At 56.9% G+C, this 17,383-nt stretch carries 19 protein-coding genes; 15 read left to right on the forward strand and 4 right to left on the reverse strand.

What is annotated here, in order from left to right; all coding sequences use genetic code 11:
• The first annotated feature begins 396 nt into the window (after nt 1-396).
• Genes ACUY2T_RS08605 through ACUY2T_RS08620 form a run of 4 tightly spaced genes read left to right on the forward strand, consistent with a single transcriptional unit; the run spans nt 397 to nt 4,499 of the window.
• Entirely contained in the window at nt 397-1,047 is a 651-nt protein-coding gene (locus ACUY2T_RS08605) for a tRNA-dependent cyclodipeptide synthase (protein WP_434828373.1), read from the forward strand.
• Nucleotides 1,040-2,251 carry a cytochrome P450, cyclodipeptide synthase-associated gene (locus ACUY2T_RS08610; RefSeq protein WP_434815899.1) on the forward strand — a complete coding sequence of 404 codons (1,212 nt, stop codon included), beginning with the start codon at nt 1,040-1,042 and terminating at the stop codon, nt 2,249-2,251. Before ACUY2T_RS08605 ends, ACUY2T_RS08610 begins: the two co-directional genes overlap by 8 nt.
• Nucleotides 2,252-2,259: 8 nt before the next feature.
• A complete protein-coding gene (locus ACUY2T_RS08615; protein ID WP_448308290.1) occupies nt 2,260-3,591 on the forward strand; it encodes an MFS transporter in 1,332 nt (443 codons plus the stop codon).
• 23 nt (nt 3,592-3,614) lie between these two features.
• Complete coding sequence (locus ACUY2T_RS08620) at nt 3,615-4,499, forward strand: helix-turn-helix domain-containing protein (protein WP_448308291.1); 885 nt, start codon at nt 3,615-3,617, stop codon at nt 4,497-4,499.
• A 44-nt stretch (nt 4,500-4,543) separates the two neighbouring features.
• On the opposite strand, the gene ACUY2T_RS08625 is transcribed toward ACUY2T_RS08620, so the two are convergent.
• On the reverse strand, nt 4,544-5,362 hold the full coding sequence (locus ACUY2T_RS08625) for a DUF3515 domain-containing protein (protein WP_448308292.1): 819 nt from the start codon (nt 5,360-5,362) through the stop codon (nt 4,544-4,546).
• On the opposite strand from ACUY2T_RS08625, the gene ACUY2T_RS08630 reads away from it, so the two are divergent.
• Genes ACUY2T_RS08630 through ACUY2T_RS08650 form a run of 5 tightly spaced genes read left to right on the forward strand, consistent with a single transcriptional unit; the run spans nt 5,341 to nt 9,162 of the window.
• Nucleotides 5,341-5,715 carry a hypothetical protein gene (locus ACUY2T_RS08630; RefSeq protein WP_448308293.1) on the forward strand — a complete coding sequence of 125 codons (375 nt, stop codon included), beginning with the start codon at nt 5,341-5,343 and terminating at the stop codon, nt 5,713-5,715. The genes ACUY2T_RS08625 and ACUY2T_RS08630 overlap by 22 nt on opposite strands.
• A gap of 59 nt (nt 5,716-5,774) precedes the next feature.
• Nucleotides 5,775-6,710 carry an ABC transporter ATP-binding protein gene (locus tag ACUY2T_RS08635; protein ID WP_296213163.1) on the forward strand — a complete coding sequence of 312 codons (936 nt, stop codon included), beginning with the start codon at nt 5,775-5,777 and terminating at the stop codon, nt 6,708-6,710.
• A 25-nt stretch (nt 6,711-6,735) separates the two neighbouring features.
• The gene (locus tag ACUY2T_RS08640; RefSeq protein WP_448308294.1) at nt 6,736-7,476 is read left to right on the forward strand and encodes an ABC transporter permease; all 741 of its coding nucleotides are present in this window, start codon (nt 6,736-6,738) and stop codon (nt 7,474-7,476) included.
• A gap of 19 nt (nt 7,477-7,495) precedes the next feature.
• Nucleotides 7,496-8,425, forward strand: coding sequence for an ATP-binding cassette domain-containing protein (locus ACUY2T_RS08645; protein ID WP_448308295.1), 930 nt, complete (start codon nt 7,496-7,498; stop codon nt 8,423-8,425).
• Between the two features lie 2 nt (nt 8,426-8,427).
• Nucleotides 8,428-9,162, forward strand: a complete 735-nt coding sequence (locus ACUY2T_RS08650) for an ABC transporter permease (protein ID WP_448308296.1) — start codon at nt 8,428-8,430, stop codon at nt 9,160-9,162.
• Here the strand turns inward: ACUY2T_RS08650 and ACUY2T_RS08655 are convergent.
• Both ACUY2T_RS08655 and ACUY2T_RS08660 read right to left on the reverse strand, forming a co-directional pair.
• Entirely contained in the window at nt 9,155-9,736 is a 582-nt protein-coding gene (locus ACUY2T_RS08655; protein WP_448308297.1) for a TIGR03089 family protein, read from the reverse strand. The genes ACUY2T_RS08650 and ACUY2T_RS08655 overlap by 8 nt on opposite strands.
• Nucleotides 9,736-11,421, reverse strand: coding sequence for an LCP family protein (locus tag ACUY2T_RS08660; RefSeq protein WP_448308298.1), 1,686 nt, complete (start codon nt 11,419-11,421; stop codon nt 9,736-9,738). The genes ACUY2T_RS08655 and ACUY2T_RS08660 overlap by 1 nt, the downstream gene beginning before the upstream one ends.
• Before the next feature lie 47 nt (nt 11,422-11,468).
• Between ACUY2T_RS08660 and ACUY2T_RS08665 the strand changes: the two genes are divergently transcribed.
• From ACUY2T_RS08665 to ACUY2T_RS08680, 4 genes are all read left to right on the forward strand, one after another.
• On the forward strand, nt 11,469-12,293 hold the full coding sequence (locus tag ACUY2T_RS08665) for an SDR family oxidoreductase (protein ID WP_448308300.1): 825 nt from the start codon (nt 11,469-11,471) through the stop codon (nt 12,291-12,293).
• Nucleotides 12,294-12,304: 11 nt separating this feature from the next.
• Nucleotides 12,305-13,174, forward strand: a complete 870-nt coding sequence (locus ACUY2T_RS08670; protein WP_448308301.1) for a glycosyltransferase family 2 protein — start codon at nt 12,305-12,307, stop codon at nt 13,172-13,174.
• A gap of 75 nt (nt 13,175-13,249) precedes the next feature.
• Nucleotides 13,250-14,332, forward strand: a complete 1,083-nt coding sequence (locus ACUY2T_RS08675) for an NDP-sugar synthase (RefSeq protein ID WP_293790779.1) — start codon at nt 13,250-13,252, stop codon at nt 14,330-14,332.
• 329 nt (nt 14,333-14,661) lie between these two features.
• A complete protein-coding gene (locus tag ACUY2T_RS08680) occupies nt 14,662-15,027 on the forward strand; it encodes a WhiB family transcriptional regulator (RefSeq protein ID WP_293790780.1) in 366 nt (121 codons plus the stop codon).
• A 4-nt stretch (nt 15,028-15,031) separates the two neighbouring features.
• On the opposite strand, the gene ACUY2T_RS08685 is transcribed toward ACUY2T_RS08680, so the two are convergent.
• The gene (locus ACUY2T_RS08685; RefSeq protein ID WP_293790781.1) at nt 15,032-15,484 is read right to left on the reverse strand and encodes a metallopeptidase family protein; all 453 of its coding nucleotides are present in this window, start codon (nt 15,482-15,484) and stop codon (nt 15,032-15,034) included.
• Nucleotides 15,485-15,560: 76 nt separating this feature from the next.
• On the opposite strand from ACUY2T_RS08685, the gene ACUY2T_RS08690 reads away from it, so the two are divergent.
• Together ACUY2T_RS08690 and ACUY2T_RS08695 are read left to right on the forward strand one after the other, a co-directional pair.
• The gene (locus ACUY2T_RS08690; protein ID WP_448308302.1) at nt 15,561-15,989 is read left to right on the forward strand and encodes a DUF3499 domain-containing protein; all 429 of its coding nucleotides are present in this window, start codon (nt 15,561-15,563) and stop codon (nt 15,987-15,989) included.
• Between the two features lie 13 nt (nt 15,990-16,002).
• Nucleotides 16,003-17,379 carry a phosphomannomutase/phosphoglucomutase gene (locus ACUY2T_RS08695; protein WP_448308303.1) on the forward strand — a complete coding sequence of 459 codons (1,377 nt, stop codon included), beginning with the start codon at nt 16,003-16,005 and terminating at the stop codon, nt 17,377-17,379.
• The last annotated feature ends 4 nt before the right edge of the window (nt 17,380-17,383 follow it).

A 17,383-nucleotide genomic window follows, 5' to 3' on the forward strand; every position in this document is an offset into this window, starting at 1 on the left:
CTCCTAGAAAACGAGATGGGTATGGCGTTGTTCCAGTCGCTGGCGTCATGACCTTCGTTGCAAGCACCCACGTTACAAAGAGACCTAGTTTGAAACTGGCCGTGTCCCTATCAGCTGTCATCGAAAGCCCTGGCACCCGGCGGCAACACCCCCCGGATTATGGAAACTACAGGGCAGGTAAGCCATACCGGGACCAGCGACTATCCCCATTATCAGGGACACTCACAAGGTAACGGGGGGGGGAGCCCGCTGCAAGATTCTCTTAAAAAGTTCCTAATAGAAACTTCTTGATCAGGCACGATTCATAACGTGCGATGGGGAGGCTGCACGGTCTGAAATTAGTTTCATCCCGGTGTTCTAATGGTCGGTATTAACATCTACTGACTAAGGAACTAAATGGGAGAATCTAAACAAGAGCACTTGATCGTTGGCGTTAGTCCGTTTAACCCACGTTTCACACCAGAGTGGCTATCTTCGGCTTTTCAATGGGGTGCAGAAAGATTTAGCACCGTAGATGTACTTCATCCTGGGGAAATTTCCATGTCGCTGCTTACGTCGACAGGTACGCCACTAGGGAGGGCAAAGAGAAAGGTGCGTCAGCAATGTAATCGTGACATGCGCAACGTTGAGCATGCCCTTGAAATATCAGGAATAAAGTTAGGACGTGGCAAGCCGGTACTGATTTCTGACTACCTTCAAACGCAAAGTTATCAATGCAGACGGCGCAGTGTGATAGCTGAATTTCAGAACAACCAGCTTTTTCAGGATGCTTGTCGTGCTATGAGTAGAGCTGCATGTCAGTCAAGACTGAGGGTAACAAACGTGAATATCGAGCCAGATATAGAAACTGCAGTCAAATACATATTTGACGAGCTACCCGCCTACACTCACTGCAGTGATCTCTTTGAATATGAAACAGCTGCATTGGGATATCCAACAGAATGGCCAATAGGGAAGTTAATAGAATCAGGTCTGACGTCACTGGGCCGGGATCCAAATAGCTCGTTTATTGTTATCGATTTCGAAAAGGAGCTAATCGATGATTAAGCACAACCAACCTTCTCTTTTTAGCTTATCAACCACAGATGATCCCTATTCGATTTATGAGAAAATGAGAAAGTACGGAGATATATATTGGGATGATAAAGCGAGCTCATGGTGCGTTTTATGTTTCGATTATGTCCATAAAATTTTGAATGATGACTCGAATTTCAGTACAGACCATTTGGCAACAAGGGCGGAACCAGTGTTAGGTGATCGTGTTTTAGCGCAGATGACGGGAAAAGAACATTACGAGAAAAAAGCGATTGCTATGAGAGGCTTGGCGCAGATTGCCCTTGATGGTTACTATCTACCTATTGTAAGAGAAAAAGTTAATCATTTGTGGGAGGGGTTAGGGGTATTTAAGGAGGTAGATATCGTTAACAAACTGGCTGCGCCTTTCGCTCATGATGTTACCTGCCAACTACTCGGTATTGATGAACAATGGAAAGCGCAGATTGTTCCTTGGAATAGAAGCATTGTTAAGTTTATTACTTTATTACAGCAGCCGGCTACGGCACGAACAAAGCAACTAGCTGACGCAAAACTTTTTCGTCACTTCATGTTAAAGATGATAGAAGCGAGAAGAAAGGCTCCCCGTCATGACTTGATCAGCTTTCTTGCCGTACGGGGGTATAGAGAAGGGGTAAGCGACACGGAGATAGTTGCTCTAGCATTAAATATATTTTTAGCAGCCTCCGAGCCTCTCGATAAAACTTTAGCCTACTCTATCTTTGAGTTGCTACGAAACCCAGATTGCTTGGCCAGGGTGCAATCCGACAAAAAGTTTTGTGAAGCGATTTTATCGGAAGTTCTAAGGTTGCATCCTCCAGTTCAGATAATTCCCCGAGTTGCCGTCAATGATGTGAAAATTTCTAACTACAGAATTAAGAAGGGAGATACAGTCTATTGTCTAATTGGAGCTGCACATCGCGATCCGGCAAAATACAATGATCCTGCCACTTTTCTCCCGAATAGAGTGGAAGGTGTGCCTAGAAGCGCCTTTACGCCGTCAGCGAAACATCTTGCATTTGGTTCCGGTGTTCATTTCTGTATTGGTTCAATGCTTGCGAAACGACAGTTGTTGGCTGCGCTAGAATCTTCAATTCCGTATTTGGATCAGTGGCAGCTTGTTCCACACTCGCTTGTGGAAGCTGGGCTCTATACACGTGGACCTATCCGGCTTTGCTTAGAAAAGGTTGGGGGGTGATTGGTGGGATGAATTACTTAAACGGTCGCATAACTGTCGCACTCTTATTGGCCACCATACTGCCGCTGCTTGATTCGAGTTTAGTCAATGTTCTTTTGCCATCAATTAGCGCCGATTTCGGCGTTAGTGAAGCTTCGGCCCAACTAGGAATCTCTACCTATATGCTCGCCGCCACGGCGGGGATAGTTTTATCAACAACGTTGTTACGTCGTTTTGGGAGTAGGCGTATTTGGATAGCTTCTGTCGTGGTCTTCGTGGTCGCCTCTACGGCTGTCGGTTGTAGTACTAGCGTGGCTATTTTCGTCATCGCCCGGATAGTCCAAGGCGCAGCCTGCGGATTCATTATGCCTGCTGTACAGAATATAGCGGTGGAGTTAGTTGGTAAAGATGGAATGCGCGCGGTTCTAGCGACGATCGGGCTGCCTGCTGTAATTGCACCAGCCTTTGGCCCGCTTTTTGGTGGAGTTTTGGTTGAAACAATCGGGTGGAGACCAATGTTTATAGTGAACATTCCACTAGGTTTGACAGCTTTGTTGCTCGCCAATATTGAATTACCGAAGTCCTACGGCAGCCGTGTGCCAATAGGTATAAAACAAGCGTCTGCTGCGCTTGCTGGCATGGTCGGGCTTCTTTGGTGCATTTCCAGTATTGGCTCCATGACAGTCGGCTGGCTCTCGATGGTCTTTGTTTTATCGGTATCGTTTTTATCTCTATTTTGCTACATGGATTTAAAAGCGTCTGCTCCTTTACTTGATGTCGCGATTTTTAAAAATATCCGCTTCGCGATAGCGATGATGCTTTGTTTTTTAGTCGGCTTAGTCTTTTATGGAACTCTTTTATCGACTTCTCTTCACATTCAAACAGATCTTGGTAAGCCTGCATGGTGTGCCGGATGTGTGCTTGCTGTTCAAGGTGTAGGTGCATGGGCTGTTCGTTCACTGATCAAAGGCCCGTGGAAAGCTGTTAATCCTTTCCAGGTGATTGCCGCCGGTCTTATTCTCAGCGCTATTGGAACTGTTGGGATACAGCTGGTGACACAGTGGTCCGCTGTGCAATTGGTGGTCTTGTTCTTAAGCGCTCTAATTAGAGGACTTGGCATTGGCGGATGCACCCTAATGGCGCTCTCAGCGGCATATGAAGTCGTGACTGCTGATGACGCGGGAGTTGTGGGAGCTCATACGAGATTGATGCTGCAATTGGGTGGCGCCCTGGGAGCTGCTGCGGTGGGAGTCTGGAGTGGATCGGCTATTGGTTTGGGTGTATTGACCGTAGTTATGGCATTCGCCGGTGCCCTCGCATCACTTATCTTGGTGATCAATCAACGACAGTCGAAAGTTTGAAGCGGATGGCCTAGATTGGCTCCATGGAAGATCACAGTTCTACCGGTGCCGAATTCGGGCGCCGGTTGAGGCATGCCCGGTTGGATAGGGGGCTTTCCCAAAATGCACTCGCCGAAGGTATTTGTTCCGCTAGCGCCATTTCGCGGTGGGAAGCCGGCGTGCATTTACCTCCGGAAGATGCAATTTGGTCGCTTGCGAACCGCCTTGGTATTGACGTTTCCGTTCTCACTGGGCTTGGGTTCGATACCCGGTTTGCTGAGTCACCTGACAGATTCGCAGAAGTAATTTCTGCAGGGGTTGAAAATTGCAGCACTTTTGATGATTGCTCCACGGCTCCACGCTCACCGATCGCGAACTGGTTGCAGTTGGCGCGTAGCTTGTTGAATTGTGTTGATCCGTGGAGCGGGCAGAGCTTTGGAAACGTTTTAGTTGATCGACTCGAAGCCGATCCTCTTACAGATTCCTCCCCGGTGGCTCTGGAAACCATGGAGTTATTTAGATCGCTCGTGGTGCTACGTGAAAATCCGGCACGGGCACAGCTTGAATCTCTAGTCAATACCTTGAAAATTACTCCGGATGCGCCACAAGTTCTTCGTCAGAAGGCGGTAGAGATCGCAGTAGCTGTCTTGGTGTGTGAAAACATGCCGCTGGCAAGCATTGAAGTTATTCGATCCGTGAAGCCAAAGGAAATTACCTACACAACGTGGTTCCTTTTGGGAATTAACGCTGCGGAGCGATCCAACCTGCCAACCGTAGCTAGAGCTCGAAGTACACGGGATAGAGCATTTATTCTGTTGGAAAAATTATGTAGCACTCCAGGAATCAGCCGGCACGATAGACAGGAGATCCTTAATGCCGTGTCTGGAGAAGATAGGCTAGTTGGGGAGATTTTCGACCGGATGATGTGATGTGAACAAGGAGAATCTCACCCAGACGTTGATTGAAATTTTTTTTACTTTAAATCCTCCGTCTTCTTCATCGTCTTCACCATCGCCTTACTGACCTCCGTGATGGTCGAATTGTCCTCTTGAGCACCTGGCATGGAAATACCCACGATCTGCTCCCGGCCTAGGCCGAACCAGTTTCCACTGGTGGAGCCTTGTGCTAGGTTCGGTTCCGCGAACCATGGCACGTCGTTGACGGAAGTCAGGCGTTCCCCAGCCTTGTACCCATTGGGCATATCGAGCCCACAACGCACCACAACAGGTTCGCGGCGATCCGCGCGATATGTTGCCGAAAGGGCCGGGGCTTGGGCCGCCGCCGGATCGTCAGAACCCACGCGGGAATAATCGCCGAGCTTATCCGGAAGCGTGCTCAAGAACTCCCGGCAGACCTTCTCATTGGCCTGCTTCGCGGGTTGCTGCGTGGACATAGGGTAAGGCTTGCGTTCTGGAGCCGCGGCGGCGTCGGTATGCGAAGCAATGGCAGACGAGAAATCATCGAGGGCACCGCTGAAATCAGCCTCAGAGGTAATCGCTAACACAGGTCCGGCGCCCACAGTGTAATAGGTGCTGAGGTTCGAACCAGGAGTGGCATCCTTGATCGGCAGCCATTGGGTACCCTCGTGATCCTCGGTGATGCTGGCTTGGGTGAATTGATCGGGGGCATTAACACCGCAGCGAATCGTCAGCTCCACGCCTTGTTCATTGCGATATGCAGTCGCGCCCGCCGGGGCTGGTTCGCGCACATCGACCTTCCGGAAACCGGAGGCTTTATCCGGGAAAGCTGCGGAAATATCGCGGCACTGGGGTGAATCTGCCTGCGGGGGCATCCACCGGTCCCATCGTCACGGTGGAGTATGTGTTGCGGTCGCTGATGACCTTCGCGCCGCCGAGCACCCCCACAACGAAGATTACGCCCAACGCTAACGCCAGAAAGATGAAGAACCTGCACTTGCTGTGCAGCAAACACCACAACTTAAAGACCGCTGGTAGTTGGGACGTTGCACTGCACCCCGATGGGCATGAGGTGTGGACCTCCCACGGAGACGGTCACAGCGTGATCACCGAAGCGGAAGGGCCGCTGGGACGTGAGACCTTCGCCCAACGAAGCGTTCGCAAGACCCGGGCGCTTGCGGAATATCACCAAGCGATAGAGGAAAGAGGTGGCGGCCCGTCGTACTGAGGTAGGACATGAAAGATCAGTCCACCGTCCGATGTAGAATCCCCGCCTCGGGCGGAACCATGGAAACCATGATCATCGTGGAAAACCTCAGCAAGAGATACGGCAAGAAAACTGTAGTCAACGACCTTTCATTCACTGTCCCGGACGGGCAGGTGACTGGCTTCCTCGGCCCCAACGGTGCGGGCAAGTCCACCACCATGCGCTGCATGCTTGGCCTTGACAAGCCGAGCGCCGGCAAGGTGACCTTCAGCGGCAAGGGGTACGCCGGCGAGTTCGCAGGGCTTAATAACAAGTCCAGCATCGCTGGTGCCGTCCTCGACGCCGGTTGGTTCACCCCGGCCCGCAGCGGCCGCAATCACCTACGCGTCATCGCTAAGGGCGCGGGTATCCCCGACAAGCGCGTCGACGAATGCCTCGACATGGTCGGCCTCACAAGTGCCGGCAAAAAGAAGGTCAGCGGCTACTCTCTGGGCATGAAACAGCGCCTTGGCCTGGCCGCAGCCCTCCTCGGCAACCCGCAGCACTTGATCCTCGACGAGCCGGTCAACGGCCTCGACCCAGAGGGAGTGTCCTGGATGCGACGCATCATTCGCCAGCTTGCCGACGACGGACGCAGCCTGCTTGTAAGCTCCCACCTCCTCAGCGAGATGCAGCAAACCGCCGACCGCCTAGTCCTTATCGGCCAGGGCAAGCTCATCGGAGAGCAAACCTTGGACGACTTCCTCGCCGGGGGCGCCCACGTAGAGGTCGAATGCAAGGAAGCAGTTCTGCTCGCAGAAAGCCTGCGTGCCCATGGCTTCCAGGTCGATCTGGAACGAGATCGGACGCTGCGAGTGGGCGTCAACAACATGCCAGAGCACGAGGTACGCGCGGCGATCGCAGCAACGGCGCTGAAGGAAAAATTCGCGGTAACCAAGCTTGCAACCACGGCAGAAAACCTGGAACAGCGCTTCCTCGCCGCGACGGCAGGACAGCAGGAATACCGCAGCCACTAGGCCAAACAACAGAAAGAGAACCACAATGTTTAAGGCAATTTCCTCCGAGGTCACGAAGCTGCTGAGCCTCCGCAGCACCTGGATCTACGTAATCTTGTTCACGGGCTCGCTCTATGGCCCGACCACTCTGTATATGCTTTTCAATGATTCTCCGCAGATTGACGCAGACTGGCCTGATCTGCTGATTGGCGGAATGATCTTCCTGATGATCGCCTGCGTATTCGGTGCCTCGACCACCGGTGGCGATATTAATAACCACATGACGGCCCACTCTTTCCTAACGCAAAAGAGCCGCAGTTCTTGGCTGCTGGCGCGTGCACTGGTGGTAGCAGCATTCACGGAGCTGAACTTCCTGCTGGGCGCAGCGCTGAGCTGGCTGGTGGCTACCGTCACTCCGGCGGGGCACTTTACTGGTGAAAACTCGCTGGTTCTCTGGGGCTATGTGGTGGCCGCCCCGGCGCTGGCTGTTATGACTGTAGGAATCGCGGCACTGCTGCGCAATCGAGTGGGTGCCATCGCGCTGCCGCTGGTGTGGATGCTGGTGGTCGAGGGGCTGATGTACGCGGGCAGCGAGAAAATCCCGTTCCTCAAGACCCTCTACCACCTCTCCCCAGGTAGCCGCGTCCAAGACATGCAGTCGTGGGTCGTTTCGACGGACCATGCCGGAATGGCTTCTCCTACCTCCGGATTCATTGTGCTTATCGCCTGGATGGTCGTCCTGCTGGCACTGGGGCTGTACAGCAACAAGGTGCGAGATGTGAAATAAGATTTGATAGCCTGACGGCATGATCGCAGTCAAAGAATTAACAAAAAAGTATGGGTCCACGGAGGTTCTCCATGGGCTCACTTTTTCTGTCCCAGATGGCCAGGTCACAGGCTTTCTGGGGCCGAATGGTTCCGGAAAGTCCTCAACGATGCGCTGCATTCTGGGGCTGGATACGATTGGCAGGGGAGAGGTCACTTTCGACGGCCAACCTCTGCATGCCTACCGCGCCCAGCGACCTCACATCGCTGGCGCTCTTCTCGAACCCACCTGGTACATGCCGGGCCATTCCGCCCGGACGCACATCCGCTCCATTGCTCAGGCGGCGGGGATCTCGCAGTCCCGCGCCGACGAGTGCCTGCAGCAAGTCGGCCTGACAGGGGTACAGAAGCGCAAGATCAAGAAGTTCTCCCTCGGTATGAAGCAGCGCCTCGGCCTGGCAGTGGCTTTGCTGGGTAACCCGAAGCATCTCATCCTCGACGAACCGGTCAACGGACTCGACCCCGAGGGCGTGCACTGGATGCGCGAGCTCATTCGTCGCAACGCGTCCGAGGGGCGCGCCGTGCTGGTCAGCTCCCACCTCCTGCACGAAATGGAGCTCACTGCCGACCGCTTGGTCGTCATCGGCAAGGGCTCCCTCATCGGCGAATACACAATGGACGAGTTCCTCCGTTCGGGTACCCAGCCCACCATCCGGATGCGCGTCGCCGATTCCAATGCTTTTATCGACGCCGCCTCGCGCTTGGATGGCATCAACCTCACCCAGCAGCCCGACGGCTCGCTGGAGTTCGCCTCCGAAGCTCCCGACCTGGACCGACGGCTCGGCGAACTGGCACGCGATACCGGTGCTGTGGTTCTGGAGATGGCACCCCAGCGCGCCGGCTTGGAGCAGAAGTTCCTGGACGCGACCGGGCAGGCAGTGGAGTACAAGACCCAGGGGAGGAGAAGCTAAGAATGCTAGGAGTTATCCGCAGCGAATGGACGCGCTCGCGCGCGATGTGGGGCACCTGGATCATGTTGGGCTTCGTCCTGCTGTTCTACGTGGGCGCCAACATCTTGACCCTGAGCTACTACAGATCCGAGTACGGGGCCAACGAGCCCGAGGTGAACTTGGGGGAGCTGGGCGTGGGCCTGCTACCGGCCTACCTGATGATCCTGTCGCTCTCCGCGGTGAGGGTCAGCGGCACCCGAGGGCACAATCTGCACGCGCAATCCTTCCTGGTGATCCCCGCGCGTTGGCAGCAGCTGTTCGCCCAGATGTTCGTCAACGCCGCCCTGGCGATGGTGACCATGGCTGTGGCAGTAGGAGTATCGGTGGCGATGGTGGCCACCCTGCCGCAGAAAATGAACACCGACCAGCTGCCGCTGCTGGGCTACACGATCCTTTTCGCCGGTTTGGTTAGCCTCATGGCCTCGGCGATCGGCGTGTTGATTCCCTCCCCGGCCGGCGCGGTGGCGCTGCCGCTGGTGTGGGCCACTGCGGTGGAGCTGATCTCTCAACAGCTCAGCGAATGGATTGCCGACAACATCGCGCCCTACCTGCCGTTCAACAACATTTGGATGGTCCTGGGAGGCAACGTTTCCGTGGGCGGGCACGATACCCCAGTCAGTATTGCTATCGTGGCTGCCTGGACAGTGGTTCTAGTGGCCTGGGCTTTCCTCGTCCACCAGCGCAGAGACGTTAAATAATCGCGTTCTCAGCCGCTGCGATCTCGGCTGTCGGCTCGGTGGCCATCACTACCGACCCGCCGTCTCGCAGCGGCTTTAGTGTATCCAGCATCGACTGGGTATCGGTCCATGCCGGAACTAGCACTCGTGGACCCGCCGGGGCGGGGGCGGCCACCGGGCCGGGGTAAGCATCGGGCTGCACGCGCAACTCGGGGGAGAAATCATTTACGCCGAAGGGCAATTCGCCGCCGGACTCTTCTACGCCACGGCCAAAAGGATCGTCGGAGAGCAAGAAAACCTCGCCCGAGTGGGCCTCCGCTAGGCTGAGGTCGTCGGTGAAAAGCACGTCGCAAGAGTCGGCGTCAATAATAGGAACGTCGGTTCGCCAACATCCCAGAACAACCATGAGTGGCTGCCAGCCCGGGGCGCAGGCAATACCGACGGAACTTGGGGCGAGAGAATCCAGCAGGTTGGCGGCTTTTGACTGCCAATTGTGCAGGGTCTGCGCGGATAGCTCCATGCGGCCTGAAGGGGTGTAAGTGGTCAGGCGCGGGGAGGCGGGATCCTGGGCTACGAGGGGAGCAATAATATCCATTAGTTCACGCACATCGGACCGTCGCCGCTGGCGTCGATCGGATCCTTTCGGTCGGTACCCTCGCCGGAGCCCGGGGTGCCGACGGTGGAGGATTTCTTAGCGGAGGAGCCTGTACTGTCAGTGCCGGTCGAGGACGTGCTCTCGTCATCGGGAATGCCGTCGCCATCGAGGTCCTTGATGCCTTCGGTCAAGGTGCCGACTGTGGGGTCATCCGGCTTGGTCAGAGGAGCGGATTGCTCCAGTATGCCCGGGCCGGCATAGGTGCCGGATAGGGTGACGGAGAGCTCGTGCTCATCCAGCGAGGAATCCTTCACCACATGCAGCCCACCGAGCTGCTTGGCCAGCGCGCGGGCTGCAGGATCATCGGGATTCTTGGCGTTTACCTGCGACTCGGATACGCCAGTCTCCGGGTGATTTCCCACCTTGCCGGACTTGTAGCCGTACTGCTTAGTCAGATCCGCCACGCGGCCGGCCAGTCCCGTCTGCTCGGAGGCGTTGAAAACGTTGACCTTGTAATCCTTGGCCTTGTAGTCGGTGATGTCAGCTGGCTTATCGGAGGTGGTCTTGTCCTCGCCAGGCTTGTCGCCCAACAGCTCTTCAAAGAAGCCGTGAACCTGCTCGGTATCGACCGTAACGACTGATTCGCCATAGTCTCCCGTGCCGTCGATACTGGTCACGGGGATGGTTTGGAAGCTAACGTCGCCGCCAGCCATGTTTTGCATCTGGGTGGCCAGACCCATGACATCCCAGCCACTATCCAGCACGACGGAACGCTGCACCGCATCGTTGAGCTTGGACATGCTGCCCGGATCCGTCAGCGTCTTAGAGGAAAGTACCTTGCTGGCCAGGCTGGCCATATAGGCCTGCTGGCGGGTGATGCGGTCCAAGTCGCCGCGTGGCAACTCGTGGCGTTGACGGACAAAGCTGAGCGCATTCTGTCCGTTGAGGGTCTGGCGCCCGGCCTTGAACTTCGCGCCAGAAAGTGGCTCGTCGACCTTATTCTTAAGGCAAACATCCACCCCGCCGACTGCGTCTGTCAGGAGCACGAAGCCCAACAGGCCAACCTCGGCGTAGCGATCCACAGTAATGCCGGTGAGATCCGCAACCGAACTGATCAAAGCCTGACGTCCGGCTTCGGTTGATTTCTTCTCGATTTCGGGCTTCTTGCTATCGGCATCCTTGTCGGAGCTGTCCTTGGTGAGCTCTTGAGTCTTTTCGAACTTCGCCGTGCCGTAGACACCATTGAGTTTCATGTTGCCGTAATCGCGGGTGCTCACGTACGTATCTCGCGGCAACGAGACCGCGGTGGCTGAGGAACCGTCATTCGGGATGCGAATCAGGATCATGGTGTCGGTATTCGTGACATCTTCCTCACCCGCGCGCAGCATGTCGATCTCCTTCTGGGAGAGCGGGTTACCCTTAGCGTCCGTGCGGGAGTCCACACCGACCAGCAAAATATCGGTCGCACCGTCCGCCTGGTTGCCGAGGTTAAGGTTATCTGCCTGAGCCAGCCCATCGTTCAGGTTTCCGACGGTCATGTAACCAATGCCCATTACGGCCAGCGCGAGCGCCGAGACCGCAGCCAGCACGCCACGGGAGATTCCGGAGCCAATCTGCTTGGCTTCCGCCTCGCCGGGAGCTGCCTGGATGCGCCGGGAGTGCCGGCTTCTCTCATGCTCTGTCATTGTTCACACTTTAGCGGCTAATTAGCCACTGGTGTAGTACTGATTTTATGAGTGTTTTGGTTTTCGGAGCTTCCGGACAAGTAGGCCGCGCCCTGCTGCGCCTCCGCCCCGACTTCGTGCCGGTCGGTCGCACACAGGCGGATCTAGCGGTGGCAGGGTCTGTGGATTCTTTCCTTTTGACGCCACCATCTCCGGTGCAAGCCATCGTCAATCTCGCTGCATTCACAGCGGTTGATGCGGCTGAAAAGCTCGAAAATGCGGAACAGGTGCGCCGAATCAATGCAGTGGCTCCGGGGCGAATCGCCTCGTGGGCGCAGGTACACGGGGTGCCGATGTGGCATGTCTCCACCGATTATGTGTTTGCGGGAGACCTTCCGGTGGGCTGGGAGAATCCCGTCGATGGTCAACCCGGTCCGCTGAACGCCTATGGTGGCAGCAAATTGGAAGGGGAGCGGCGTGTGCTAAACCTTGGCGGGCATGTAGTGCGCACGGGCTGGGTGTATGACGCGCAGAGCCCAAACTTCTTCACTACGATGGTTCGCCTCGCGCGCTCCGGAGTGAATCCGTCGGTTGTTGATGATCAATATGGCAGGCCCACCCATGCCGATGTGTTAGCTGCCGAGCTCGTTGCGATGGTGGAAGGGCGACAAACCCCGGCCATTAGCCATGTAACTGGCTCAGGTCCAGTGACCACCTGGTGTGGTTTCGCGCGCGAGATCTTCGCCACACTTGGCCACGACCCGCGCCGGGTTAAGGCCATTCCGAGCAGTGATTACCCGACTCCGGCTAGGCGCCCGCGGAATAGCACGCTGCAGATTCCAGCGAGCGGTCTGCCCGCGTGGCGGGACAGTTTGCGAGCCACCCTGGGGTAACCTCAACGGCCATGACAGAGGCACCCATCGCGATCATCACCGTGACTTATTCACCGGGGGAGTACCTGACCAAGTTCCTCGATTCGGTACCAGCCAACTCGCGGGTAGTTATGGTCGACAATGGATCTACAGACGGGGCGCCCGAGGCTGCAGCGGAAGCTGGGAAAGCCGAGCTGTTCTACAGCGGCGGAAATATTGGATATGGGGCGGGTATGAATCTCGGCGCTCGACACCTCCGCGCCGCCCGCGAGGCTGGAAAGATCAACCCAGACTACCTTGTGATTTCCAACCCGGATGTGGTGTTTAGCGACGGCGCCATCGATGAGCTTTTGGAGGCGGCGCGGCGTCATCCTCGAGCAGGCTCTTTGGGACCCCGCATTGTAGAGGCAGACGGCAGTGCCTACCCATCAGCGCGTGCGGTGCCACAACTCGGTTCCGGTATCGGCCATGCACTCCTGGGCAAGGTGTGGCCGACAAACCCGTGGACGAAGCGCTACCTGGACGACGAAGACATGGAAAGTGAGAGAACCGCAGGTTGGCTGAGTGGTTCGTGCCTGCTGTTGCGTTGGGATGCATTTGAGGCGCTGGGAGGGTTCGACGAGCGCTACTTCATGTATATGGAAGACGTCGACTTGGGGGATCGACTCGGACGTGCTGGCTGGTTGAATGTCTTTGTCCCCAGCGCGGAGATTCGTCACGCCAAAGGGCACGCAGCGGGCAAGCACCCAGATGTTGTACTCAAGGCGCACCATGACAGTGCCTATCGATTTCAAGCCGACCGTCTGCCGGGGTGGCGCAATCTGCCCGTGCGGTTAGTCCTTAAAGCGGGGCTGAAAATCCGCGAGAAGATTGCAATTGCGGCGGCGCACGGCGTGGGCTGACTTGCAGAGCGCAAACAGTGACTAGTGTGTGAAAACCAGTAGCAAAAAGCAGCAAGGAATAGAAAGGCCATAGAAGTGGTAGATCTCGCAGCCACCACCGACGCAGTGATCCTGGTCGGCGGCAAGGGGACCCGACTACGCCCCCTGACTAACTCCATCCCGAAGCCGATGCTGCCGGTGGCGGGCGCGCCGTTCCTGGAGCACCTGCTGGCCCGCATCAAGGAGGCCGGTATGACTCACGTCGTGCTGGGAACCTCCTTTAAAGCCGAGGTTTTTGAGGAGCACTTCGGCGACGGAAGCCACTTGGGACTCGAGATCGAATACGTAGTGGAGGAAGAACCGCTGGGAACCGGTGGCGGCATCCGCAACGTGCTGGATCACCTGCGCTACGACCGGGCAATGGTCTTTAATGGCGACGTTCTTGGAGGAACTGACCTGCAGGCCGTTTTGAAGACCCACGTGGAGCAGGAAGCTGATGTAACTCTGCATCTGTTGCGAGTGTCTGATCCCCGAGCCTTCGGATGTGTGCCAACCGACGCTGACGGCCGTGTCAGTGCTTTCCTGGAGAAGACAGAGGATCCGCCGACGGATCAGATCAATGCCGGTAGCTATGTCTTCAACCGCTCCGTGATCGAGAAGATCCCCGCTGGCCGCCCGGTGAGTGTGGAGCGTGAAGTATTCCCGGGCCTGTTGGAAGCTGGTGCCCGCGTATTTGGTCACGTTGACCAGGCCTACTGGCGCGACATGGGTACGCCCGCCGACTTCGTGCGCGGCTCCTCTGATCTCGTGCGCGGTATTGCCCCCTCGCCGCTGCTAGATGGACGCCACGGCGAAAGTCTAGTGGACGAGTCCAGCGCCATCGCTGGTGGTGCCCTGCTGCTGGGTGGAACCGTGATTGGCCGTGGCGTCGAGGTCGGGGGCGGCGCGCGTGTGGAGGAGTCCGTGATCTTCGATGGAGTACAGATCGAAGCGGGCGCGACGGTGGAGCGTTGTGTGATCGGTGCGGGCGTGCGCATTGGTGCGCGAGCTCACCTGGTGGACTGCGTGATCGGCGAAGGAGCCGTGATCGGTGCTCGTTGTGAGCTGCGTGATGGACTGCGCGTGTGGCCGGGAGTGACCCTGCCAGATGGCGGTGTGCGCTTTAGTTCTGACATCTAAAACACGATTTACGGGCGTTTTTGCGCCCAAAGAAAAAATTTAGAGAAAATTCACTACATCTAGTGCGTCCTGAACTAAAGGTTCAAGAAAATGTACACATGTTGTGGTTTTCACTGGTTGCCCGTGCATACATTGTGGTTGCGCACGGGCACCTTTTCTTAGGGGAACGGGATTATTGGGGGCGTTGTGACTGGTGGGGTTGGTGTGACTAGTGGGATTTCCCTAAAGCTTGACGCGATGTAATTACCAGTGTGTAATCTTCAGTAGACCGACAAAGAAGACGCCGCACTAAGGCGCACAGCAAATCCCACTAGAAGAGGAGAAACTCCGTGGACAAGTCAGTAGACATCGCCCTTCGTGGCCACTTTGCTGACGGCTCCTCGGCGGTAGAGCAGGAGGCGAACGTGGACAACGAAGCGCGCCAGAAGAACCTCTTCGATCTAACGCAGGACTTCGACCTGCTTTTCGATGCGGTGGAGCAGGACTGGCAGGAGCAGGCTCTGTGTGCCCAGACTGATCCGGAAGCTTTCTTTCCGGAAAAGGGTGGATCCACCCGCGAGGCTAAGCGTATTTGCCAGGCCTGCGGTGTGCGTGACGAATGCCTTGAATACGCTCTTGAACATGATGAGCGATTCGGTATCTGGGGTGGGCTCTCCGAGCGTGAGCGCCGTCGCTTGAAGAAGCGTATCGGCTAAGACATTACATTCGGGGATCGATCTGGTCGGGGGTTACATTGAGGTAGCACGCGACCAGGCGCACAATAATCATCCGTAGGAGATCCTGCAGGTCCTGTGCGGACGACGCCCGCGACTCCACGGGACGGCGGAATACAATGATCCGTGGACGGGTAGGAGTGCCTTTGTTATCCACTCCCGCAGCGACTAGCCGCCCCAGTGGAACCTGCCCGTCTGCGACGACATCCTCCGGCCACTGGCGGTAGCCCGTATTAAGACGCATGCGCGGTACGACATCGACGGCGATATCAAGGCTGGAAAGTTCGGCGTCGAAACGCTCAAGAATTGGCTCGAACGCATCGATGACCGCATCGTCGAAGCGCTGCGAACGGGACTTGTTGCGCGGCACCTCCGGTAGCAAGATCCCTCGAATTCCCCGTCCTCGGGGATCCTGCCTCATGCGCGCATCCTGCTTCATAGGAACACATCTTAATGACGCCACAGCGACATGCCACGAGGGCACGCTCGAAAGCAGAAGAAAAGGGGTTAGACTAATGCGCGTGACTCTTATCCGACAATGCTCTCGGCCCGGTTGCGGCAAGCCCGCCGTAGCCACGCTGGAGTTCAACTATGCAGAGCAGCGAGCCATCGTAGGGCCGCTGAGCGTTTGCGGAAACCCTCACCGGTGGGATCTGTGTGAGAATCACGCCCGCCGAACAACCGTCCCGCAGGGCTGGACGCTAGAATTTGTCGATGAAGCGGTGGAAGACACCGCAGCCGAGGCTGACGAGGAAGATCTGATGGCACTCGCTGAGGCGGTGCAACAAGCTACCGAGCGCGACAAGGAAGAGGATCTGCAGCCTGCCCCTCGGCTCTATAGGCGATCCGAGATTCCAGAATCCACGCCGCATCACCCCTCTATGAAGAACCTGCCCCGGTCTACGCCGCGCCGACACCTGCGCGCGGTTCGAGACCAGCACTAGAAAGGAAACCACTATGGCTACTCATTCCCCGAAAGACGTGGCGGCAGCTATCAAGGCCTACGATGTCCGCGGTGTGGTCGGCGAAGGAGCCGGCTTCCTGAACGAGGAATTCGTACGCGACGTAGCGGGCTCCTTCGCCCGCCTTATGCGCGAAGAAGGAGCGGAAACCATCGTCGTCGGCCACGATATGCGCGACAGCTCCCCGGCTCTAGTGGCAGCATTCGCCGAAGGTGTGAACGCGCAGGGGCTGAACACTATCTCCCTTGGGCTTACCAGCACCGACGAGCTCTACTACGCCAGTGGTGTGAAGCAGTGTCCGGGAGCCATGTTCACCGCCTCCCACAACCCCGCTAAGTACAACGGCATCAAACTCTGCCGCGCTGGGGCTCGCCCGGTGGGACAGGATTCCGGCCTGGATCGCATCTCCGCAGAACTGGTCGACGGCGTGCCCACGTTTGACGGCGCGCCTGGTACTAACTCCACCGAAGACGTTCTGGCAGGATACGCCGAGTATCTCAACAAGCTGGTGCCGCTGAACATCCGACCGCTGAAGGTCGCGGTGGACGCCGGCAACGGCATGGGCGGATTGACCGTCCCCGCTGTACTGCAGCAGAGCTCGCTGGAAGTCTTTGACCTGTACTTCGAACTCGACGGTAACTTCCCGAACCACGAGGCCAACCCGTTGGATCCGAAGAACCTGGTGGATCTGCAGAAGTTCACCGTGGACAAGGGTGCTGATCTGGGAATAGCCTTCGACGGGGACGCGGATCGTTGCTTCATCGTGGACGAGAAGGGCGAGGCCGTTTCCCCCTCCACGATCTGCGCCATGATTGCCGAGCGCTACCTGGATGAGCAGCCGGGCGCCACAATCATCCATAACCTCATTACTTCCAAGTCCGTCCGCGAACTGGTGGAAGCCAAGGGAGGAAAGCCAGTGCGGACCCGCGTTGGCCACTCCTTCATTAAGGCGCAGATGGCAAAGGAAGGTGCCGTCTTCGGTGGTGAGCACTCCGCGCACTACTACTTTAGCGACTTCTTCAACGCCGATTCCGGCATGCTTGCTGCGCTCCACGTGCTGGCTTCCTTGGGCGAGCAGGACAAGCCCCTGTCCGAGCTAAAGCGCGCCTATGAGACCTACCGCGCCTCCGGCGAGATCAACTCCGAGGTGGCCGACCAGGCGGGACGCACCGAGGCTGTAGTGGAAGCGTTTGCCGACCGCACTGCATCCGTCGACCGCCTCGATGGCGTGACTATCGAATTGCAGGACGGTTCCTGGCTGAACGTGAGGGCGTCGAACACCGAACCGCTGCTGCGCCTCAACGTCGAGGCACGCGACGACGAGGGAGTAAAAGCCATCGTCGACGAAGCGTTGTCCGTCATCCGGGCTTAGGAGG

Source organism: Corynebacterium sp. 22-2729 (assembly GCF_053479475.1).